This window comes from Alphaproteobacteria bacterium SS10 (assembly GCA_019192455.1).
Taxonomy (GTDB): Bacteria; Pseudomonadota; Alphaproteobacteria; order TMED2; family TMED2; genus TMED2.
Map to the genome: position 1 here is coordinate 1,347,548 of JAHCML010000003.1, position 21,946 is coordinate 1,369,493.

General features: G+C 56.4%; 23 protein-coding genes. 17 read left to right on the forward strand and 6 right to left on the reverse strand.

Translation table 11 applies throughout. The features are described from left to right. Positions 1 to 267 precede the first annotated feature (267 nt). From KI792_06555 to KI792_06565, 3 genes are all read left to right on the forward strand, one after another. A complete protein-coding gene (locus KI792_06555) occupies positions 268 to 852 on the forward strand; it encodes a TIGR00730 family Rossman fold protein (protein MBV6632678.1) in 585 nt (194 codons plus the stop codon). 170 nt (positions 853 to 1,022) lie between these two features. Continuing rightward, entirely contained in the window at positions 1,023 to 2,237 is a 1,215-nt protein-coding gene (locus tag KI792_06560; protein MBV6632679.1) for an NADP-dependent isocitrate dehydrogenase, read from the forward strand. Positions 2,238 to 2,251: 14 nt separating this feature from the next. Then, positions 2,252 to 2,710, forward strand: coding sequence for a hypothetical protein (locus KI792_06565; GenBank protein MBV6632680.1), 459 nt, complete (start codon positions 2,252 to 2,254; stop codon positions 2,708 to 2,710). Here KI792_06565 and KI792_06570 read toward each other — a convergent pair. Both KI792_06570 and KI792_06575 read right to left on the reverse strand, forming a co-directional pair. Then, positions 2,707 to 3,219, reverse strand: coding sequence for a hypothetical protein (locus KI792_06570; GenBank protein ID MBV6632681.1), 513 nt, complete (start codon positions 3,217 to 3,219; stop codon positions 2,707 to 2,709). The genes KI792_06565 and KI792_06570 overlap by 4 nt on opposite strands. Positions 3,220 to 3,629: 410 nt before the next feature. Further along, on the reverse strand, positions 3,630 to 4,013 hold the full coding sequence (locus KI792_06575) for a global cell cycle regulator GcrA-like protein (protein MBV6632682.1): 384 nt from the start codon (positions 4,011 to 4,013) through the stop codon (positions 3,630 to 3,632). A gap of 763 nt (positions 4,014 to 4,776) precedes the next feature. Here KI792_06575 and KI792_06580 point away from each other — a divergent pair. From KI792_06580 to KI792_06620, 9 genes are all read left to right on the forward strand, one after another. Beyond that, positions 4,777 to 5,259, forward strand: a complete 483-nt coding sequence (locus KI792_06580; GenBank protein ID MBV6632683.1) for an SUF system Fe-S cluster assembly regulator — start codon at positions 4,777 to 4,779, stop codon at positions 5,257 to 5,259. A 75-nt stretch (positions 5,260 to 5,334) separates the two neighbouring features. Beyond that, entirely contained in the window at positions 5,335 to 6,792 is a 1,458-nt protein-coding gene (gene sufB / locus KI792_06585) for a Fe-S cluster assembly protein SufB (protein ID MBV6632684.1), read from the forward strand. A 278-nt stretch (positions 6,793 to 7,070) separates the two neighbouring features. Further along, entirely contained in the window at positions 7,071 to 7,823 is a 753-nt protein-coding gene (sufC, locus tag KI792_06590; protein ID MBV6632685.1) for a Fe-S cluster assembly ATPase SufC, read from the forward strand. A 50-nt stretch (positions 7,824 to 7,873) separates the two neighbouring features. Then, complete coding sequence (gene sufD / locus KI792_06595; protein MBV6632686.1) at positions 7,874 to 9,178, forward strand: Fe-S cluster assembly protein SufD; 1,305 nt, start codon at positions 7,874 to 7,876, stop codon at positions 9,176 to 9,178. A 10-nt stretch (positions 9,179 to 9,188) separates the two neighbouring features. Beyond that, positions 9,189 to 10,448, forward strand: a complete 1,260-nt coding sequence (locus KI792_06600; GenBank protein ID MBV6632687.1) for a cysteine desulfurase — start codon at positions 9,189 to 9,191, stop codon at positions 10,446 to 10,448. Between the two features lie 11 nt (positions 10,449 to 10,459). Further along, positions 10,460 to 10,930 carry a DUF59 domain-containing protein gene (locus tag KI792_06605; GenBank protein ID MBV6632688.1) on the forward strand — a complete coding sequence of 157 codons (471 nt, stop codon included), beginning with the start codon at positions 10,460 to 10,462 and terminating at the stop codon, positions 10,928 to 10,930. Between the two features lie 2 nt (positions 10,931 to 10,932). Further along, entirely contained in the window at positions 10,933 to 11,316 is a 384-nt protein-coding gene (locus KI792_06610) for an iron-sulfur cluster assembly accessory protein (GenBank protein ID MBV6632689.1), read from the forward strand. Between the two features lie 156 nt (positions 11,317 to 11,472). Further along, the gene (locus tag KI792_06615; protein MBV6632690.1) at positions 11,473 to 12,276 is read left to right on the forward strand and encodes an ABC transporter permease; all 804 of its coding nucleotides are present in this window, start codon (positions 11,473 to 11,475) and stop codon (positions 12,274 to 12,276) included. Then, positions 12,266 to 13,657 carry an ABC transporter ATP-binding protein gene (locus KI792_06620; protein ID MBV6632691.1) on the forward strand — a complete coding sequence of 464 codons (1,392 nt, stop codon included), beginning with the start codon at positions 12,266 to 12,268 and terminating at the stop codon, positions 13,655 to 13,657. Before KI792_06615 ends, KI792_06620 begins: the two co-directional genes overlap by 11 nt. A gap of 5 nt (positions 13,658 to 13,662) precedes the next feature. Here the strand turns inward: KI792_06620 and KI792_06625 are convergent, their stop codons facing one another. Beyond that, entirely contained in the window at positions 13,663 to 14,145 is a 483-nt protein-coding gene (locus tag KI792_06625) for a hypothetical protein (protein MBV6632692.1), read from the reverse strand. Between the two features lie 172 nt (positions 14,146 to 14,317). Here KI792_06625 and lhgO point away from each other — a divergent pair, with 172 nt between their 5' ends. Next, positions 14,318 to 15,520 (forward strand): L-2-hydroxyglutarate oxidase, encoded by a 1,203-nt coding sequence (lhgO, locus tag KI792_06630; protein ID MBV6632693.1) that lies wholly within the window; start codon positions 14,318 to 14,320, stop codon positions 15,518 to 15,520. A gap of 103 nt (positions 15,521 to 15,623) precedes the next feature. On the opposite strand, the gene KI792_06635 is transcribed toward lhgO, so the two are convergent. Next, complete coding sequence (locus tag KI792_06635; GenBank protein ID MBV6632694.1) at positions 15,624 to 16,592, reverse strand: GlxA family transcriptional regulator; 969 nt, start codon at positions 16,590 to 16,592, stop codon at positions 15,624 to 15,626. Positions 16,593 to 16,688: 96 nt separating this feature from the next. On the opposite strand from KI792_06635, the gene KI792_06640 reads away from it, so the two are divergent. Both KI792_06640 and dusA read left to right on the forward strand, forming a co-directional pair. Continuing rightward, entirely contained in the window at positions 16,689 to 17,519 is an 831-nt protein-coding gene (locus KI792_06640; GenBank protein MBV6632695.1) for an alpha/beta hydrolase, read from the forward strand. A 216-nt stretch (positions 17,520 to 17,735) separates the two neighbouring features. Beyond that, positions 17,736 to 18,752, forward strand: coding sequence for a tRNA dihydrouridine(20/20a) synthase DusA (dusA, locus tag KI792_06645; GenBank protein MBV6632696.1), 1,017 nt, complete (start codon positions 17,736 to 17,738; stop codon positions 18,750 to 18,752). 5 nt (positions 18,753 to 18,757) lie between these two features. On the opposite strand, the gene KI792_06650 is transcribed toward dusA, so the two are convergent. Further along, a complete protein-coding gene (locus tag KI792_06650) occupies positions 18,758 to 19,075 on the reverse strand; it encodes a hypothetical protein (protein MBV6632697.1) in 318 nt (105 codons plus the stop codon). 257 nt (positions 19,076 to 19,332) lie between these two features. Here KI792_06650 and moaA point away from each other — a divergent pair, with 257 nt between their 5' ends. Continuing rightward, positions 19,333 to 20,370 carry a GTP 3',8-cyclase MoaA gene (gene moaA / locus KI792_06655; GenBank protein ID MBV6632698.1) on the forward strand — a complete coding sequence of 346 codons (1,038 nt, stop codon included), beginning with the start codon at positions 19,333 to 19,335 and terminating at the stop codon, positions 20,368 to 20,370. Between the two features lie 18 nt (positions 20,371 to 20,388). On the opposite strand, the gene KI792_06660 is transcribed toward moaA, so the two are convergent. Beyond that, positions 20,389 to 20,901: a molybdopterin-guanine dinucleotide biosynthesis protein A gene (locus KI792_06660; protein MBV6632699.1), complete on the reverse strand. Its 513-nt coding sequence runs from the start codon at positions 20,899 to 20,901 to the stop codon at positions 20,389 to 20,391. Positions 20,902 to 21,063: 162 nt separating this feature from the next. Between KI792_06660 and KI792_06665 the strand changes: the two genes are divergently transcribed. Beyond that, positions 21,064 to 21,882 (forward strand): NAD kinase, encoded by an 819-nt coding sequence (locus KI792_06665; GenBank protein ID MBV6632700.1) that lies wholly within the window; start codon positions 21,064 to 21,066, stop codon positions 21,880 to 21,882. Positions 21,883 to 21,946: the final 64 nt, after the last annotated feature.

Genomic DNA, 21,946 nt, shown 5'->3' on the forward strand with positions numbered 1-21,946 from the left:
AAGCGACGGCGTGACTAGCGCGCTAATTACCAAGCGCTACTTTCACGAATAGCCCCACGATGGCGGGTTCGGGCGGGGAGTCAAGCGAGAGCCGGAAAGCGCGCCTGTTTGTCAAAGATTGCGTCTAGGCAATTGCTAGATTGTTCCCCTGCGCGTTTCGGTCTAGGGTCCGCCCGATTTTGACGCTGGGGGCTTTCCCTGGCCTCACCGTCCCGCCCAAGGGCGGTCTTAGAATTCAATAAACCCCGAAAAACCAACGTTTCGATCATGCAGAACATCAACAGCGTTTGCGTCTATTGCGGCTCTTCCAACAATGCCTCAGATGAGATGAAGGAAGTTGCCCGGATCACCGGCAAGACCCTGGCCGAGCGTGGGATCACCACCGTCTATGGCGGTGGGCATGTTGGCCTGATGGGGATCACGGCCGATTCGGCCCTGGCGGCAGGCGGCAAGGTCGTCGGGATTATCCCTGATCACCTGCAGCGGCATGAGAAGCGGCATGAAACCCTGACCGAGCTCATCATCACCGATAGCATGCACACGCGTAAGCGTCTGATGGTCGAGCGCTCCGATGCCTTCTTTGTTCTGCCCGGTGGCCTTGGCACGCTGGATGAGATGTTCGAGATCCTGACCTGGCGCCAGCTTGAGCTGCACGACAAGCCGGTGATCATGATCAACTGGCAGGGCTACTGGGACAAGCTTATCGCCGCCATCGATAACGCGGTTGATGAGAAGTTCATCCGCCCACAGCATCGCGCTGGCCTAACCATTGTTGATAACGTACCGGCCGCCATGGCCGCCCTAGATGCGGCCGCTGACCCAGCGTTTGAGACCGACGTCTCCGACGCGTAAGCGACATTCCGAACATTGTGACGACCCGACCGCCTGACAACCAGATCGGGCGGTGATATAAGCATGCCCGCCTACCTGTTATGGCCGGCGCGGCACCCTTCTGCCTTGCGATGCCCGGCCCCGTCATAAGATGAAGAGATCGCCAAACCTGCGATCCAATGAGGATGCCCATGAGCAAGATTAAGGTGACCAACCCAGTCGTCGAACTGGATGGCGATGAGATGACCCGCATCATCTGGGCCTGGATCAAGGACCAGCTGATCCTCCCTTACCTCGATATTGACCTGAAGTATTTCGACCTGGGCATCGAAGAGCGTGACCGCACCGATGATCAGATCACCATTGATTGCGCTAAGGCGATCCAAGAGCATGGCGTCGGCGTGAAATGCGCCACCATTACGCCCGATGAGGCCCGCGTTGAAGAGTTCGGCCTAAAGAAGATGTGGAAGTCGCCAAATGGCACGATCCGCAACATTCTCGGCGGCACGGTCTTCCGCGAGCCAATCATCATCAAGAATGTGCCGCGCATTGTGCCAACCTGGAGTGAGCCAATGATCATTGGCCGCCACGCCTTTGGTGACCAATACCGGGCAACCGACATGGTGGTCCCAGGTGCCGGTACGCTAACCATGACCTACACCCCGGCTGACGGTGGTGAGCCGATCACCCATGAGATTTTTGACTTCCCAGGCGGCGGCGTTGCCATGGGCATGTACAACCTGGACGACAGCATTAAGGGCTTCGCCCGCGCTTGCTTTAACTATGGGTTAGAGCGCGGCTACCCGGTCTATCTGTCGACCAAAAACACGATCATGAAGGCCTATGACGGCCGCTTTAAGGATCTGTTCCAAGAGGTCTTCGACACCGAATTCAAAATGAAGTTCGATGCCAAGGGCATCACTTATGAGCACCGGTTGATCGATGACATGGTTGCCTGCGCCATGAAATGGGAAGGTGGCTTCGTCTGGGCCTGTAAGAACTATGATGGTGACGTGCAGTCAGACACCGTTGCCCAGGGCTTTGGCTCCCTCGGCCTGATGACCTCGGTTCTGATGACCCCAGATGGCAAGACGGTTGAAGCTGAAGCCGCGCACGGCACAGTGACCCGCCACTATCGCCAGTATCAGGCGGGCAAAGAGACCTCAACCAACCCAATCGCTTCGATCTTTGCTTGGACCCAGGGCCTGCGCTATCGCGGGAAATTCGACGGCACCCAGGATGTGATCGATTTCGCAGACAAGCTTGAGGGTGTGACCATTGAGGCCGTTGAGAATGGCCAAATGACCAAAGACCTCGCCCTCCTCATCGGGCCAGAGCAAAAATGGCTAAACACCAAAGACTATATGGATGCCGTTGATGCTCGCCTTAAAGCCGCGATGAGCTAATCCTGGCTGGCGGCATGGACGCGCTATCACCCGTCTACCTTGAAGATCTTGAGGTTGGGCAAGCCTACGAGACGGGCACAATCGAACTGACCGCGGAGAGCATTAAAGCCTTCGCGGCCCAGTACGACCCGCAACCAATGCATCTGTCCGATGAGGGTGCCGAAGGGACAATCTTCGGCAGCCTGAGCGCCAGTGGCTGGCAGATCTGTTGCCTAACGATGCGGCTGATTGTGGATAGTAAGTTTGTCGGTAGCACCCCGCTAATTGGGGCAGAGATATCCAACATCCGGTTTGCCCAGCCGGCCCGGCCGGGCATGTTGCTGCAAGCGAAGGTCGAGATACTGAAACTCGACCCTGGCAATCGCCCAGATCGTGGGTTTGCAGAGATGCGCGGAACAACCATAGATGCCAATACAGGTGAGCCAGTGCTAACCCAAAGCTGGCGGATGCTGATGCCTAAACGGCGAGTCTAACTTGTCTTGCGAGACTGCATGGTGAGCCGCTTCATCATCAGCAGCAGATACAACACCACGAAATAGTAGATGAATATCTCTTCCGTCTCGGCACTTCGGTAGAGAAGATTGACCCCGGTGATGTCACCCAGAGAGTCGTAGACCTTCAACGCCAGGCAAAGCACAGCCGTGGTAATGAATTTTTGGTTCGGATAGATGATGGCAAACCGGTCAGGCAACACGCCCGGGCGAAACTTCAGCAAAAGCGGTATCACCAGACCACCAACATAAACCCCAATAATCAGCAGAATTCGCGGCTTCTGATCGAGCCAGGATGAAATATTGTGAAGGTTGGTTTCGTTTTGGTCATTCACGCCAGACCAGAACTCTGAGGATTCCCATTTGAGGAAATGCTGGCCCCAGCTCACCTCCTCCCCCGCCACGTAGAGACAACCTAGGGCAGCAATACCGATCCAAGCCATCAACCAGCGGTTCGCATGATCCATCCTGATCAGGATGTAGATCGCCATCCAAAACCCGATGCTCATAAGGCCAAACTGCAGAAGTTCGTAGGGTCCGCCCTCACTCACCAACCAAGAGCCAGTAAGCGGATCAATAAACTGTTCAAAGATTATCGAGCCCAGGAACAGGGTCAGCGGAAGCCATAGTGAGACGATGGTCGAAATCATAAGCGGTGGTGGCCGATGGGTGGTTTCAACAGCTTATAGCCGTCCACCGGCATATTCTTGTTTGGCCAAAGGTGTTCTTTAGAAAAACGTCAGGTTTAAAAAAGAAGTGGGGTGCCGCACGGGGCTAGCGTGCGACACCCCTTTATCAACAGCCTGGCTAGAGACACGGGGAAGGCTCCTCAACGGACCTTATCTGGTCTACACAGCGGCAATTGTGCTTGATCCAAGTCTTGGGGAAGGCGTGGTTTGGATCAGCGACCAGCGGGCCCTGCCGATGCACCGGTCGAGCTTTGCTCGGCCTGCGCGCGTCGACGTGAGGACGGCTGCTGATAAGCTTGTTGGCAGTGGGTTTCGCAGTAAGGCAGACCATTTGAGGTTTGCTTGCCGCAGAACCGGAAATCTGGGTCGCGTGGATCGCCAATCGGCCATTTGCACATGCGATCCGTAAGCTCGAGGATGGTTGCACCGGGCTTCCGACGCTTAATCGGCGATGGCCGACGGCTCACACCGATACGGTGGGCCTTACCAATCACTGCGTTTCGGGTGATCCCCAAAACAGAGGCTATCTGGCTTGCCGTTTTGCCCTCGTCCCATAGCTGACGGAGCACATCGACACGTTCGTCGGTCCAGGTCATAACCGGTCTTCCCGCTGATACCATTTGTGGTGGGAACGACCGGCCTACCTCTTATAGGTGCCCCTGCGCCCCGAACCACTAGATGTTGTGTTCGCTTCGAGGCTGAGTATCGCCAGACTCGCGAGAATCGCAAGGCTCGTTTGAAAGTTTTTTAGCATATGTTGTGGATACAAACTTCGCTCATCCACAACATCTAGTATAAACGAATCGCGAACTGGTAAGGAACTAAACCCAAGAGCCAGGGAAAGTGCGATCTACATGCGGTGCCTGCAGGGGCCGCGAATCACTTTTACCGTGGCAACTGGGCCCCACCAGCCCCGCAATTTTGTGGATACTGATATACAAGAAAGCTCGGATTTCCTGTTGCCCACGCACTAATACCTTTTAACGACAGAGGGTTAGCCAGAACTCTGCCGTTTACGGGAGGGCGATCATTAGCACTTGCCATGATTTTAAGATCGCTTATATTGTGCAGTGCAGCAGCGATGCTGCAACGCCACTCTTGGGCGTTTCCTCCCTAAACTCAGGCCGTCAGGGTTCGCCCTGCGGCCTCTTTTTTTGTCGCATTTCAGCAGTTTAGAGATATTTCGCCTGGCATTTATTTGCTTTTTTGGCGCCTGCCCTATATCTATTAAGGACGAATTTGGTCCGATTTATTGTTTCGGGTTCTCAATAGGTTAGCTCTCGAAACCGTGAACAGGATCAGACTTGTGGCACTGCCCCCTTTATCTGGGGCATGGGGATTTGGGCAAAGCGCTTACCAATGCTGAAGCTGAGCAAACTGACCGATTATGGCGTCGTAATCCTGGGCAAGCTGTCCCATGGGGATGATGGCCTGCGCAGTGCTGGCGATTTGGCTGGTATGACCGGCGTGCCGGAACCCACCGTCGCAAAAACCTTAAAACTGGCCTCTAAAGCTGGCTTGGTTATTGGCCAACGTGGTGCCGCCGGCGGCTACCGCCTTGTGCGTGACCCCGCCAAAATTTCTATCGCAGAGGTTATTGAAGCGTTTGAGGGCCCGATTGCCCTCACCGCTTGTGTTGATGGCAGCACCGATTCATGCGCCGTCGAAACCCTCTGCCCCATGCGGCACAACTGGGACACGGTGAACCAAGCGATCCGTAGCGCCCTCTCCGCCGTCACTCTTAAAGACATGTCGATCGGCACCATGCCGACCGGTATCCCCGAAATGTTCCTAGACCCGTCAGAGAGAACCACCGAACCGCTCGTCAGTGCGGCGGAATGAGGCTGGCAGAAACCGGGCAACGGCACATTTTGGAACTAACACGAACACTGATCGCCAACTTCGAGGATTGTTGAAATGGCAGCGACAGCAGAAACAGTGAAGCAGGTCGAAGCGCTTGGGCGCGAGAAGTACAAATATGGCTTCGTGACGGATATTGAGATGGAACACGCCCCAAAGGGCCTGTCCGAAGATATCGTCCGCTTCATATCGGCGAAAAAGAATGAGCCAGAATGGCTTCTTGAATGGCGCCTGAAGGCCTATCGCCATTGGCTGACCATGGATGAGCCACACCACTGGGCGAAGATCGATTACAAACCGATCGATTACCAGGACACCTATTACTATGCCTCCCCTGTCCAAAAGGAGCGCCCGAAGAGCCTGGACGATATCGATCCAGAGATCCGCGCGACCTATGACAAGTTGGGTATTCCGATTAAAGAGCAGGAAATGCTCGCTGGCGTTGCCGTCGATTACGTATTCGACAGCGTATCGGTTGCCACCACCTTTAAAGAGAAGCTCAAAGAAGCCGGCGTGATCTTCATGCCCATCTCTGAGGCGGTGCAGGAGTATCCTGAGCTGGTGAAGAAGTATCTCGGCACCGTCGTGCCTTATACGGATAACTACTTTGCCACGCTGAACTCCGCTGTCTTTACCGACGGTTCCTTTGTCTACATTCCAAAGGGCGTTCGCTGCCCGATGGAGCTCAGCACCTATTTCCGCATCAACGCCGAGAATACTGGCCAGTTTGAGCGGACGCTGATCGTGGCTGAAGAAGGTTCATACGTCTCTTACCTTGAGGGCTGTACCGCCCCACAACGGGATGAGAACCAGCTGCACGCCGCGGTGGTTGAGCTGATCACCATGGATGACGCGGAGATCAAATACTCCACGGTTCAGAACTGGTACCCGGGCGACGAGAATGGCGAAGGTGGCATCTACAACTTCGTCACCAAGCGCGGCGCCTGCCGTGGTGCCCGCTCCAAGATCTCTTGGACCCAGGTTGAAACCGGCTCTGCCGTTACTTGGAAGTACCCGAGCTGCATCCTGCAGGGCGATGAGTCTGTCGGCGAGTTCTACTCCGTCGCCATCACCAACAACGCACAACAGGCCGACACCGGCACCAAGATGATCCATCTGGGTAAGAACACCCGTTCACGGATCGTCTCTAAGGGTATCTCGGCTGGTAAGTCCGATAACACCTATCGCGGCCTGGTCCGGATGGGCCGGAAAGCTGACGGTGCTCGTAACTACACCCAGTGTGACAGCCTACTGATCGGTGATCAGTGCGGCGCCCACACCGTGCCTTACATCGAAAACCAAAACCCAACGGCTGCCCTAGAGCATGAGGCGACCACCGCGAAGATCGGTGAAGACCAACTGTTCTATGCCCGCCAGCGGGGCCTGTCTGAGGAAGAAGCGGTGACGCTGATCGTCAACGGCTTCTGCCGTGAGGTCATGCAGCACCTGCCGATGGAATTCGCTGTTGAGGCACAGAAGCTCGTGGGCATCAGCCTTGAAGGTTCTGTGGGTTAACCAGCAATGGACCAACCAGAGTTCACGCAGGAAGGACAAGCCAAGCGGTTACGCGTTCTTTCAATCGTCCTTGGGGCAAGCGGGATTGGCCTATTGGGCCTTGGCGCGATCTTCCTTACCGGTGCAATGGGCGGTGCAAGCCACCATCCGGCGGTCGGCGGGGCTCTGGTTTTAGTGGGATTTAGTGAGCTGGGCCTAGCCTGGTTCTTCTTTAACAAAGCGCACAGCGCATAACTGAGAGACTGCAGGTAACCACCTGTATTAAATGGAGAAAAACCGTGATTGAGATCAAGAATCTACATGCGGAAATCGAAGGCAAGCCAATCCTAAAGGGCCTAGACCTGACGATCGGCGAAGGTGAAGTTCATGCCATTATGGGCCCTAACGGCTCTGGCAAGAGCACCCTCTCTTATGTCCTCGCCGGCCGTGAAGAGTATGAGGTCACCGAGGGTGAAATCCTCTTCAATGGCGAAGACATTTTGGAGCTTGAGCCAGAAGAGCGTGCCGCCGCTGGCCTATTCCTCGCCTTCCAATACCCGATTGAAATCCCCGGTGTGCCAAACACCACCTTCTTGCGTCAGGCGGTGAACTCTATCCGCAAGCAGAAGGGTGAAGATGAGATTGAGGCCATGGCGTTCCAGAAACTGGTTCGCGGGAAGGCTAAGGAGCTGGGCATGTCTGCTGAAATGCTCAAGCGTGCCGTCAATGTCGGCTTCTCCGGTGGTGAGAAGAAGCGGAACGAAATCCTGCAGATGGCCGTTCTAGACCCGAAATTCGCGGTGCTGGATGAGACCGATAGTGGCCTCGACATTGATGCGCTGAAGATCGTTGCCGATGGCGTTAACGCGCTGCGGTCCGAAAACCGCTCCTTCCTCGTCATCACCCACTATCAGCGTCTGCTCGACTACATCGTGCCAGACAAGGTGCATGTGTTGGCCCATGGCAAGATCCAGAAGACCGGCGACAAAGACCTCGCCCTGGAGCTGGAAGCCAAAGGTTATGCCGAATTCGGCGTTGAAGACGCCGCGTAAGCATCCGCACAACGCATTGATCTGTTTGTAGGAATTATAGGGACGACATCATGATACCGGCCCATCATATCCATAACTCGGTGGACGCTTACAAAGCGCATTTTGAGAAGCTCGCCGATAATCTCGACGGACCAGACTGGGTTCAGTCGATCCGTGAATCTGCCCTTGGCGCGTTCTCTGAGCGTGGTCTGCCAGGCCCTAAGAATGAACAGTGGAAGTTCACCTCTGTTCGCGATCTGGATAACGCCCCTTACCTGCCCGTGGTGGATGAGGCGGCGGCCAATGACCCTGCTGGCGGCCTGTTGGAAGGCTCCGTTCGCATCGTCATGGTGAATGGCCGGTTTGATGCCGCAGCTTCTGATCTATCAAAGCTGCCAGAGGGTGTGATTGCCGTCAGCTTGGCGGCCGCGGTTAACGATCATAAGGACTTGGTCGAGCCACATCTGGGGCGCCTGGCAGCGGCAGATCAGCACTTCTTCCCTGCCCTGAACGCCAGCTTCCTGAATGATGGCCTGTTCCTCTATGTCCCGCGCAATACCAAGGTTGAGCCGGTGATTGAGGTGAGCGTCATTACCACCGCTGATGGTGAGCGTCCGGCCTACCAGCCACGCAACCTGATCGTGGTTGAGGGCAGCGCCGATGCCAGCGTGATGGAACACTGGTCCGGCACCGGCACCTATCTGAACAACACGGTGACCGAGATTGTGTTGGGTGATAACGCCCATCTGGGCCACTACCGCTTTAACGCGGAGAGCACCGATGGCACCCACATCTCAACCATCACCCCGGTTGTTGGCCGTGACGCCAAATATGACAACTTCACCCTGACCACCGGCGCCAAGCTGGCACGGAATGAAGTTCATGTTGCCCTGCGCGGCACCGGCGCTACGTCCAACCTAAACGGCGTCTATCTGCTTGATGGTGAGCAGCATACCGATACCACAACCCATACCGACCATTTGGTTGAGCATGGCAATTCCAATCAGACCTATAAGGGTGTGATTGCCGATAAGGGCCATGCGGTGTTCCAGGGCAAAATCTTTGTGCATCCAGGTGCGCAGAAAACCGATGGTTATCAACTGAACCAGGCAATCCTGCTCTCTGAAACCGCCGAAATCGATAGCAAGCCAGAGCTTGAGATCTATGCTGACGATGTGAAGTGCAGCCATGGCGCAACCGCCGGTCAACTCGACCAGCAAGCGCTGTTCTACATGCGCTCACGCGGCATTGAAGAGGCAGTGGCCCGCGCCCTGCTAATCGAGAGCTTCTTAGGTGAAGCGATTGAGTTGATTGAGCATGATGACGTTCAGGAGCTGTTCCTCGACATCATGCGGGACCGCCTGAAAAACCTGTGAGCCTAGCCCGATGAGCCAATCTGCCATTGCGGAAAATCGAGTGATCTCAAATGCCTATGATGTTGAGGCGATAAGGGCGGACTTCCCCGCCCTTGCCCAGCAGATCAATGGCAAACCACTCGTCTATCTTGATAATGGCGCCAGCGCTCAAAAACCCCGGCAGGTGATCGACACCATGACCCGGTTGTTGGAGCATGATTACTCCAACGTCCATCGTGGTGTTCACACCCTAAGCCAACGCTCAACTGAGCAGTATGAAGCCCTCCGCGACAAGGCAGCGTTGCATATCAACGCGCCAAGCCGGGAGAACATCGTTATCACCCGCAACGCCACCGAGGCGTTCAACCTGGTGATGCATGGCTTTGGCCGCGCCCATCTCAAAGCAGGTGACGAGATCATCATCACGGAAATGGAGCATCACGCCAATATTGTCCCCTGGCAGATGCTGCGGACAGAGATTGGTATTGAGCTCAAAATCGCGCCGATTGATGACCAGGGTAACTTCCTAATCGACGAATTTGAGGCGCTACTGGGACCAAAGACCAAGCTTGTCTCAATCTGCCATGCCTCAAACGTGCTGGGGACGATCGTGCCGGCTAAAGAGGTGGTTGAGCGTGCCCATGCCAGGGGCATTCCAGTCCTGTTTGATGGTAGCCAGTCGGCGGTCCATATGCCGGTTGATGTGCAGGACCTAGATTGCGACCTGTTTATTTTCACCGGCCATAAACTCTATGGCCCCACCGGTATTGGCATCATGTATGGCAAGGCCGAGATCCTGGACAAGATGGAGCCCTTCCAGGGCGGCGGCGATATGATCGAGCAGGTCACCTTCGCCGAGACAACGTTTAAGGGCGCACCCTACAAGTTTGAGGCTGGCACCCCCCCGATTATTGAGGGGATCGGCATGGCGGCAGCGCTGGATTATGTCGCTGCGATTGGCATGGATGCCATCTCCGCCCACGAGCATAGCCTGATGCTCTACGCGACGGAGCGGCTGACCGCCATTGAAGGCCTAACGCTCTATGGCCAGGCGGAGAATAAGGCCGCCATCATGTCATTCGCTGTTGATGGCCTGCATTCCCATGATATGGGCACAATCCTGGACCGCCTCGGCATTGCCGTGCGTGTCGGAAAGCACTGTGCCGAACCACTGATGGACCGCCTTGGTGTGGCTGGTACTGCCCGCGCTTCCTTTGGCATGTATAATACGAAGGCTGAGATCGACCTCCTTGCGGAAGGGATCGAGAAAGCCAAAATGTTACTGATGTAAGGGGTTCAGAGATGGACGACACATCACGCACAATTCCGGATGATATTCCAGACGCACCGCTGAAGTCAGAGGCATCACCTGCCCCTGCGCCCGCAACTGCGCCGGCCAGTTCTGCGCCAAGCGCGCCTGTAGAGGATGAGGATTTTCCGCCCCCACCCTTCCTTAAGGCGCCATTTGATCACCCGCTGTACCCAAAACTAGTTGAGGCTTTTAAGGAGGTCTTCGACCCCGAGATCCCGGTTGATATCTTTGAGCTGGGCCTCATCTACAATGTTGTGTTCGACACTGAGCGAACCTTGGACATTAAGATGACGCTCACGGCCCCGGGTTGCCCCGTCGCTGGCGAGATGCCGGGTTGGGTGCAAGATGCCGCCGTCTCAGTTGAGGGTATCGATAAAGCAGAGGTCGAGATTATCTGGGACCCACCCTGGACCCCTGATATGATGAGTGAATTCGCGCAGATGGAATTGGGAATGTTTTGATCATGACCGCAGAACAGACAACCACAGCTGCTAAGAAGCCAGCCAGAAAGCCATTGCCCGCCCCGATCAAACTGACAGAGGCAGCGGCAAATCGGGTTCGTGAGCTCATGAATCGCTCGGACGATCCTGTGCTTGGCCTGCGGGTTGCGATCTCGACCAAGGGCTGCTCTGGCATGTCCTATGACATCGAATACGCCCATGATCAGAAGAAGTTTGAAGAGGTCATCGAGGATCAGGGCGCCCGCGTCTTCATCGACCCGGCCGCTGTCATGTTCCTGATCGGTAGTGAGATGGATTACGTTGAGGACCGGTTTGAAAGCCGCTTTGTCTTCAACAACCCCAATGAAAAGGGTCGCTGCGGCTGCGGTGAGAGCTTCCATATCTAGGGTCATTGGGCATTAGTCGGATACGACCGCCTGGATGCTGATTTCCATCAGCTTTGCAAAACAAATGACCTCAGCGTTCAGCCGGGATGGATTATCCACCCGGCTTTTCTTATGGTGCGCGCCACCGATCAACCCTGGCCCTTTAAATCCATCGCGATGCGCCTGTTTATTCAACCGCTGATCCAGCACCCATTTCTCATTTGGCAGCTTGCCAAGCGGGACGTGACGGCGCGCTATCGTGGCTCTGTGCTTGGCCTCCTATGGTCGATTGGGCGCCCCCTCTTGATGCTGGCAGTCTATACCTTCGTCTTTAGCGTGGTGTTCGAGGTGCGCTGGAACCAACCGGGCATAGGCGATAACCGCTTCACCTTCGCGGTCGTGCTGTTTGCTGGTTTGATCGTGCATGGCCTACTGGCTGATTGCCTGAACCGGGCCCCAACGCTGGTGCTGGCCAATGCCAACTATGTTCGGAAGGTTGTCTTCCCACTCGATAGCTTGAGCTATGTGCTGCTGATATCCAGCCTGTTCCATACGGCTGTTAGCTTCCTGGTACTGCTCGGCGCCTATGTGATCTTTATTGGCGTGCCGCCGCTTACAGCGTTATTGGCACCGATTGCTCTCTTACCATTGATCCCGCTGTTCTTAGGCCTGGGCTGGGCCCTCGCCGCCTTGGGTGTATTCCTGCGCGATATTGGTGAGGTGACAGCGATCATGACCACAATCCTGCTCTTCGTCTCACCGATCTTTTTTCCCATCGAGCAGTTTCCTGAAGAGCTCCGTTTTCTATTATATTACAACCCATTAACCCTGATTATTGAGAGCCTCCGCCAGGTGGTTCTGTATGGTCAGCAGCCAGATTGGCTGGCACTCGGCATCTACTCTATCGCCGCCCTTGCCTTTGCCCAGGCGGGCTATTGGTTATTCCTCAAATCACGGCGGGGCTTCTCCGATGTCATCTGAGGTTCAGCCCAGAAGCGATGTGGTGATCGAGGCAAAGGGCCTCGCAAAAGCCTATCGGATTTACAAACGCCCCGAGGACCGGCTGCTGCAGGCCATCTTCCGGCGCAAACAGCTCTTCACCCAGTTTGAGGCGCTCAAGGGCGTTGATTTCGAGATTAAGCGCGGTGAAGCCATCGGTGTTATGGGCCGCAATGGCTCCGGCAAATCCACGCTGCTGCAGCTGCTGGCTGGCACCCTCACCCCGACCGGCGGCACTTGCCAGGTTCATGGCCGGATCGCCGCCTTGTTGGAGCTTGGCGCGGGCTTCAACCCAGATTTCACGGGTGAGGAGAATATCTACCTCAACGCCGCAGTGCTGGGTTTGAGCCGGGAAGAGATCGACGCAAAATACGCTGAAATTGTTGAGTTTTCTGAGATTGGCGACTTCCTGGATCGCCCAGTAAAGACCTACTCAACCGGTATGTATATGCGCCTCGCCTTCGCCGTTGCGATCGCGGTTGAGCCAGAGGTTTTGATCGTTGATGAGGCGCTATCGGTTGGTGATGAGGCGTTTCAGCGGAAATGCTTCACCTACCTCCACGGCCTCTTGGAAAAGGGCTCAACCCTACTTTTTGTAAGCCATGCTGCCGTGTCCGTGGTTGAGCTTTGCTCCCGTGCCCTACTGCTGCATCAGGGCGAGCTAGTGCTCGATGACAGCCCAAGGCGGGTCGTTCAGTACTACCAACGCCTGCTCTATGATCGCGGTACCGATAACGCGGCATTGATCGAGGAAATCCGCGCGCAGGCAGCCCGGGAAGCAGCGGCACCACAGCCGGAGCCAGAACCTGAACAGGCAGCCGTAGAGCCTGAACAGGTCGATCCGAACGCGCCAGAGCCCTACTACGATCCTGGCTTCATCTCATCGACGATGAATGAGTATGTGCCCAATGGCGGGCGGATTAGCGATCCCCACATCACCACACCGGGCGGCAAACGGGTTAATCACCTCATCCACGGTCAACGCTATACCTATCGGTTCCGTGTGGACTTTGATGAGGCGAATGAAGGCGTGCAGTTCGGCATGTATATCCGGACCAAACGAGGCATCGATCTGGGCGGCAGCCCATCCCATGGCCCGGATGAAGAGAAACTGACGGTCAAGCCCGGTGACCTGATCGAAGTGCGCTTCGACTTTGTCTGCAGCATGCTAACCGGCACCTACTTCATCAATGCTGGCTGCTCGGCCATGAAGGATGGCACCCGGACTAGTGTGCACCGGATTATTGACGCGATGATGTTCAAAGTTATCACTCCGCCCGGCGTGAAGGCGGAGGGTATTGTCGATCTAGGTATCAATGCGGTTACCCAAGCACTCGGCAAGGCCGAGGCGACGTCTGAATAATCAGATTAAGGCTTCATACCGCGCGGCGGCTCGCCCTTACGGTCGTTTGCCGGTCCATCTGGCGGCGCCTGATCAGGCTTAGCAACGATCATCCCACGCAGCGGCTCATCATGCTTGTAGCCCATACGGGTCATTAGGCGCGCAGCACCAGCATAAAGCAGATGGGCCTCTGGCGAGACACCCCATGCCGCACCAAGGCCATAGCCTGTCCCCTCACGCACCGCGACACGGAGGAAGACATCATCAACCGGCTTACCCTCAAGGTACTCACCCGTTTTCAGCGCCCGGTGCATGGCCTTAACAACCCCTGGCGTATTCTCGCCTACCCGCTCTTCATAACGCTCAAACTGCTCAATCAATTTGTCATCCGACAGGGCCGCATAGACGTTCTGAATGGTCAGGTGATCGGTTGAGAACAGGCGGACACGCTCCCCCCCAAGATCGAGGTATTCATCGTCACCGGCTGGCGGATTGGGCTGTGCAGACATGGCTCATCACTCCTTAGCCCAATTCGCTAGGCCCAGAACCGCGCACACACAACGCTAAACTGGCCTAATGGCGCAGAAACCTGCCCATTCTTGGGTATCAGGTATTTCCCTTTCCATTTCCGGCACTTAAGGTTCAACGCTAGGCGTCAGTCATCGAGCCGGATACCCGGATATGAATGAAACGACAGACATACTGATCATTGGTGCTGGCATCATCGGGATGGCGACAGCGCTTGAGCTGCAGGCCCGTAACCCCAAGACAAAGATCACCGTGCTGGAGAAAGAGGCTGGCCCCGCCGCCCATCAATCCGGCCACAACTCTGGCGTTATCCATGCCGGTGTCTACTACGCCCCCGGCAGTCTGAAGGCGCAATTCTGCCGTGCTGGCGTTCCCGCAACCGAAGCTTTCTGCGCCGAACATGGCGTTGCCCACGAGCGCCTGGGCAAACTCATCGTCGCAACCAATGACGCCGAGGTCGCCCGGATGAAGAAGCTGGGCGAGCGGGCGCGGCAAAATAGTATCGTGATTGAGGATGTTGATGAGGCGGGCATCAGGCAGATAGAGCCGCATATCAACGGCCTCGCGGCCCTCTACTCCCCCTCCACCGGTATCGCTGATTACAAGCGCATGACCGAGGTCATGGCCAAGCTGTTTACCGCCCGTGGCGGTGAGGTGAGATATGGCGAGCAGGTGCGTACCGGCACGGAAACCCAATCAGCTGTGCTGGTTGGTACTGATAAGGCGCTGATTGATGCGGACCGCGTTGTTGTCTGTGCCGGCCTTCACTCTGATCGGCTAATCCGTGCCTTCGGCTATAAGCCCGGTTATCGGGTGATCCCGTTTAGGGGCGAGTACTTCCGGCTCCAGAACCAGCCAGAGGATTTGGTCCGGCACCTGATTTACCCGGTCCCGGATCCAGAGCGTCCGTTCCTTGGTGTACACATCACGCGTAAGCTGGATGGTGGTTTCACCGTCGGCCCTAACGCAGTTCTGGCGTTTAAGCGTGAGGGATATCGTCTGGCCGATATCTCAGCCCGAGATATGGCGTCCACGCTGAGCTATGGTGGGTTCTGGCGCATGTTGGCGCAGAACGCCTCCTCCGCTATCTCAGAGCTCACGGCATCGGCCTCTAGGCGGCTCTACCTCAAACAAGTACGCAAATACTGCTCGCGCATCCAACTGGCCGACCTTACCCACTACCCGGCCGGGGTTCGGGCCCAGGCAGTGGCGCCCGATGGCAAGATCATTGATGACTTCCTGTTTGTTGAGAGTGAGCGGTGCCTGCACGTCGGCAACGCCCCTTCACCCGCCGCGACGTCGGCCATACCAATTGCCGAGTATATTGCTGATCGACTTGAAGAGGGCCGCGCTTAGATCTTTGAAATATCGCTGGCAATCTTGATTGAGTTCGATGTTCGCCCGTAACACGAACAAAGCAGCCATCGGCCTCACCCTCGACGATCTCTACATCTGTCAGTTAGCCACGCATCGCGCCGAAGTTCTTTCGGTACTCTGAAGCTGACATTCCAGAAAGCCGCTGAAAGGTTTTGCTGAAGGCGGACGGGTCCTTGTAGCCCACTTCCCAAGAGATCTGATCCACCGGATGATCCGTTAACTCGAGAATACTGCGAGCTTTCGCGATACGCGCTTGTTGAACGTACAGATTTGGGTTCAGCGTCGTGGCCTTTGCAAATCGACGCATGAATGTCCGCAATCCCAGGCCAGCAATTTCTGAAAGGGCATCCGACTTCAGCGGTACTTGTAGATCGGCGTGGATATGGTGCTGCACGCGCAATATGGCCGCGTCCCCGTGATCGAAATTTGGAATGAAATCGGTGTAAGGCAACTGCGTTGCGCGCGGCGGCTGGATCACCAGAAACCGGGCTGTTGACAGCATCGTGCTACGGCCAAAGAAACGTTCAACCAGCGTTAGACCCAGATCTGTCCAGGCAAGAATGCCACCTGCAGAGATAATATCGCCATCATCTAGAACCAGGTCACGATCGGCGACGTCGATATCCCCATGACGTTCCGCCAACTCTTTGGCAAAAGCCCAGTGTGTTGTCACTCGTCGCCCCTGCAGCAAGCCGCTTTCGGCCAATACAAAGGCACCAGCGCAGATTGAGCAGACACGACTTCCACTTTGATGTTGAGCGTTCAACCATGCGGCTTCCTGTGGCATGGGCTGCATCCGCTCTGGCATCACGATGCTCGGCGGCGTGATGACATAGTCAAGTTTGTGCGCCGACCCGGGGTGGCTATCCCAGATACAGTTTGGCAGCCCTTCGTCCTGACCTTGCCAATGCGTGACCCGCACGACTTGCCTACCGCCTTCAGCCCAATCGCCCGCAATCCGAAACAGGTCGGTCAAACCGTGGACGGCCGAAAGTTGGCAGTCGGGATAGATCAGAAGGCCGATTTCCGCGGCAAAATCCTCATTTGTCATTTTTGAACCTCAAATTGTCTTTTTTGACAATCGCAAGATGTAGTCCCGATCGCAATACTCCTGCCATCGACATCGGAGGAAGAAGGAGACCTAACCATGTCAACAATCGAAGCCCGCGACGGAACAAAGATCTTTTACAAGGATTGGGGCCCACGTGACGCGCAGCCCATAGTCTTTCACCATGGTTGGCCGTTGAGCAGCGACGACTGGGATAACCAGATGCTGTTCTTCCTGGCCAAAGGATATCGGGTGATCGCCCATGATCGACGCGGGCATGGCCGATCTGATCAGACTGACCTTGGCCATGATATGGCGACCTACTCGAACGACGTGGTGGACCTCGCCGCAGCGCTTAATTTGAAAAACGCGATCCATGTCGGTCACTCGACAGGGGGCGGTGAAGTTGCCGCTTATGTCGCCAAGGCGGAACCAGGCCGCGTCGCCAAAGCAGCCCTTCTGGGCGCTATTCCGCCACTGATGCTGGCGACCGACACGAACCCCGACGGGGTCCCATTAGAGGTCTTTGACGGCTTACGTACCGCGCTTGCCGCCAACCGGGCTCAATTCTTCATCGATGTGCCATCCGGTCCATTCTATGGCTTCAACCGTGAGGGTGTCGAAGTCAGCCAAGGTTTGATCAACAACTGGTGGCGTCAGGGCATGATGGGATCCGCCTCAGCACACTATCAGTGCGTCGCCGTATTTTCGGAAACAGATCAAACCGACGACCTGAAAGCAATGAATGTACCGACGCTCGTCATGCATGGCGCTGACGACCAGGTTGTTCCGATCGGGAACTCAGCTGAAAAAGCGGTCAAGCTTCTGCCAAACGGTAAACTGAAGGTCTATCCAGGTTTATCGCACGGCTTCTTTGCCACCCATCCTGATCTCGTGAATGCCGATCTTCTGGACTTTGTGAAGAGCTAGAAACCGAAGGATATAGCAGGCCCGCGCAAAGCGGGCCTGCTTCCCGCAACGTGATTACTAATCAGCATCGCAGCATTCGTGCATTTGGGCTAGAAGCAGGCTCTCGCTGCGCGTCGTAAGACCAATGGCTTCCACCTGCGCCGCGGTTTGAGTTCCCCGGCGGTACAGGTTATCTTTACCGATGAAGATCATGCGACGGATAACCATCTGAAAGTAATGGGCAATATATCCCAAAATGCACACTTAAGCTGCGCCCCAATGATGGATTGGACCGACCGCCATCAGCGACGTTTCATGCGGGCTATCGCCCCACGCACACTGCTGTTTACCGAGATGGTGACCAGCGGTGCGATCCTGCATGGTGATCAAGAGCGGCATCTTGCTTACTCAACTGAGGAGCACCCCATCGCCCTGCAACTTGGCGGGTCTGAGCCAGATGATCTGGCCCGGGCGACCGAGATTGCCAATGGCTATGGTTATGATGAGATCAATCTGAACTGTGGTTGCCCATCTGACCGCGTTCAATCCGGTCGGTTTGGTGCCTGCCTCATGGAAGAGCCAGAGCATGTGGCAAAACTGGTCAAGGCCATGGCTGGTGCCACGGATACACCGGTCACCGTCAAATGCCGCATTGGGATTGATGACAGCGATACCGGCCCATTCCTGGACCGGTTTGTTGATGCGGTTATCGAGGCGGGGGCTAATCGCCTATACATTCATGCGCGAAAAGCCTGGCTTAAAGGTCTGAGCCCAAAGGAAAATCGTGATGTTCCGCCACTGGACTATGACCGGGTTCGCGCCCTAAAAGCGCGGCTGCCGGAAATCGAAATCGTTCTAAATGGCGGGCTGAGTAGCCTTGGTGAGATTGAGGCTGCCATCGTGCCTAAAGGTGATCTACCGGCACTGGACGGCGTGATGATCGGGCGTGAGGCCTATCAGAACCCACTCTTCATGGCAGCGGCCGAGCAAGCGCTGTTTGGCGCAAGCGTCACCGAGCCACCCAGCAAAATCCTGAATGGCCTAGACAGCTATGTGGCTGAACGGATCGCGGCTGGGACACCACTGAAAAGCATTACCCGCCACCTTATGGGCCTGATGAATGGCCGCCCGGGCGCGCGGGCTTGGCGTCGCTTCCTCTCCGCGATACCGCAAAGCCCAGAGATTGGCTGGGCAGACGTGGTCGAAAAGGCCGCAGAGATTGATGCTGGGGTAACCGGCAGGCAAGCCGCGTAACAGCGTTACTCAGCTAGATTGGCGGGCTGAACCAGCTTTCGGCATTGAAACACCGGGGCATAGATCAGCGCGGCAAACGGGCCATCCGTATTGGCGGCTTGAATGCCAACCTCTTCAGCCATCACCAACCAAGACTTCAGCGTGTTGGTCATGATGGTAAACCGGCCAAAAACGTCACCATCAACAATGATATCGGCATCATCGCCCGCGATGTGGATCTCGATGATGTCGTTGGATGGTGGAACCTCAGGCACGATGATAATGGGCTCACCGCTTGGGGCGATCTGGAGATCGGCAGCGTTCGGTTCTTTGCGCTGAATCATCATACACCCTCCTAGCCAAGGCCTTACCGTTTAGGCGCCAAGGGCGCCGGTGCATCTGTTGCGCGTCGTTTGTCGTATCCTTCAAGCGACTAATATTGCGCATCAGATATCTTATTCCCTTACGCTACGACCCGATCACGAAAGCCCAAAAAGAATTTATCACCGGGTTAGCCGGGTCCGGTTGGTGTTGCCGGGCGAGGTCGTTAAACTAAGTACCCAGTGGCATTGGCCACATCTGATCCCAATATCTGGCGACTATGCTCGATCAGCCTAGCACCATGATGGACCCGGCCACCGCGCCGCTTATCGACCCGTTTCAACGGGCGATCAGCTATCTGCGTGTTTCGGTCACTGATCGATGCGACCTCCGCTGCGTCTACTGTATGGCCGAGGATATGACCTTCCTGCCTAAGCGGGAGGTATTGAGCCTGGAAGAGCTGGATCGCCTCTGCTCCATCTTCATTGGCCTTGGTGTGCGTAAGCTGCGCCTAACCGGCGGCGAGCCTTTGGTCCGCCGAAACATCATGACGCTGATCCAAAGCCTGTCGCGCCATCTGGCGAGTGGGCAATTGGATGAACTAACCCTGACCACCAACGCCACCCAGCTGCATCGCTTTGCCGATCAACTGGCCGATGCCGGGGTGCGCCGGGTCAATGTCAGCCTCGACACCCTGAACGCTGAGAAGTTTGAGCGGATCACCCGCTGGGGCGATCTGGACCGTGTTAAGGCTGGCATCGCAGCGGCTCAGAAGGCCGGACTTAAGATTAAGATCAACGCCGTTGCCCTGCGCGGTGAGAATGATGACGAGTTCGATGATTTGGTCACCTGGTGCGGGGATGAGGGGTTTGGCCTCACCTTTATCGAGGTGATGCCGATGGGTGAGCTTGGTGAGGGGCAACGCCTCGATCAATACATGCCGCTATCCATGGTGCGGGCCAAGCTTCGCCAACGCTGGACACTGACCGACCTGCCGGATCGAACGGCGGGGCCGGCGCGTTACATGCGGGTTGAGGAAACCGGCGGGCGCTTGGGCTTTATCACCCCCCTCACCCACAACTTCTGTGAGAGCTGCAACCGGGTCCGCCTGACCTGTACGGGTCAGCTCTATATGTGCCTGGGCCAGGATGATCACGCCGATCTGCGCAATGCCCTACGCGGCAGTGAGAATGATCAATTGGTTGCCGATGCCATCCGTGAGGCAATCACGCGCAAGCCCAAGGGTCATGATTTCATCATTGACCGACGCAGCCGCAATCAGGCCGTTGACCGGCATATGAGCACGACCGGCGGTTAGGCCAGTCACTAGCCCCGATTAGCTGTCATCATCCGGCTGGAAGACGATCGTATGGGCGAACTCATCACCATCTGAGATCGTGATCTGATCAAAGCCGAGCAGGTTCAACACATCGAGGAAGGTGAAGATGTCGGCCACCGCCATCTCTTGCAGCATGGGCGTTGAGCGTGCCGCCGCCGTCATCATCGCCAGCATGGCCCGAACCCGGTAGATCGTGGAAAGGAACCCATCCTCTAACCCCACAATGATCAGCTTCTCTGCCTCTGCGCCCTTGGCAAAGATGGCGAGGCGCGGCTGGCCTTCCTTTAGCAGCTGGGTCGCCAAGACCGTGGTGAAACCAATCCGCCGCTCACGGGAGCTGTCGGGCATGACGCGGGAGCGCGGCTTATACGCCTCAACCTCATCAGGCTCCGGGTAGTAATAGCCCGCATGGCGCGCATCATCGGCCTCAATGTCGTCATCCGCCTGGGCCATAACCGGCATGGCCAACAGCAGGAAGAGCGCAGCAAGCAGGCAGGCAAAACGCGACATCGGGGTATCCTTGTTAAAAAAGGTTAGCAGGCTTGAACCGCCATAACTTGGCGCCACAGGCCGTAAGGCATTACATTGCTTATAGATATCACCGACAAAGTCACGGGGCGATTTGCCCAAAGACAGGTCGAATTAGGGCGAAAAGCCATGGCGCCGGACGATATGGGCCAACCAACCAGCCAAACCACCTCCAAGGCGGGCAGCTCTGCCGGCACGCCGGCGATTGCGCTCTATTGCAGCCAGGATGAGGCGGCACAGGAAGCGGCAACCCTGATCCGGCCACAAATCCCGCATGAGGTGCCGGTGGCCGAGGCTGACATCGTTATTGCCCTTGGCGGCGATGGCACGATGCTGGAGGTTCTGCACGCCACCATGGGCCAGGGCATTCCCGTCTTTGGCATGAACCGGGGCACGGTTGGCTTCCTCCTCAATGATTACCACCCTGAAGGGTTGATGGCCCGAATTGAGGCGGCACAGCAAATCACCCTCCACCCGCTACGGATGGTCGCGAAAACCGAGACCGGCGCGGTTGAGCATGCCTATGCGATTAACGAGGTCTCCCTCCTCCGTGAGACACGGCAGGCGGCAAAACTCCGTATCGCGGTTGATGGCATCACCCGGATGGATGAGTTGGTTTGTGATGGCGCGCTGGTCGCCACACCGGCGGGCAGCACGGCCTATAACCTCTCCGCCCAGGGCCCGATCCTACCCTTGGAGTCAGAGCTGCTGACCCTCACCCCGCTTAGCCCGTTCAGGCCGCGGCGGTGGCGCGGTGCCCTCCTACCCCATACGGCGCAGATCAATATTGAGGTGCTGGAACCCAGCAAACGCCCGGTAAGTGCCGTGGCGGACAGCACGGAAATCCGGGATATCGTGTCGGTTGAGATTACCGAAGATCACGAAACCCAGCTGAACCTCCTCTTCGATCCGGATCAGAATTTGAGTGAGCGGATCTTAAAAGAGCAGTTCGCCATCTCTTAACCCCCAAGAACCATGCTAATCGCAGCGGAACGCACTAGCGCGGCCCGGCTGACGATGCTATCAG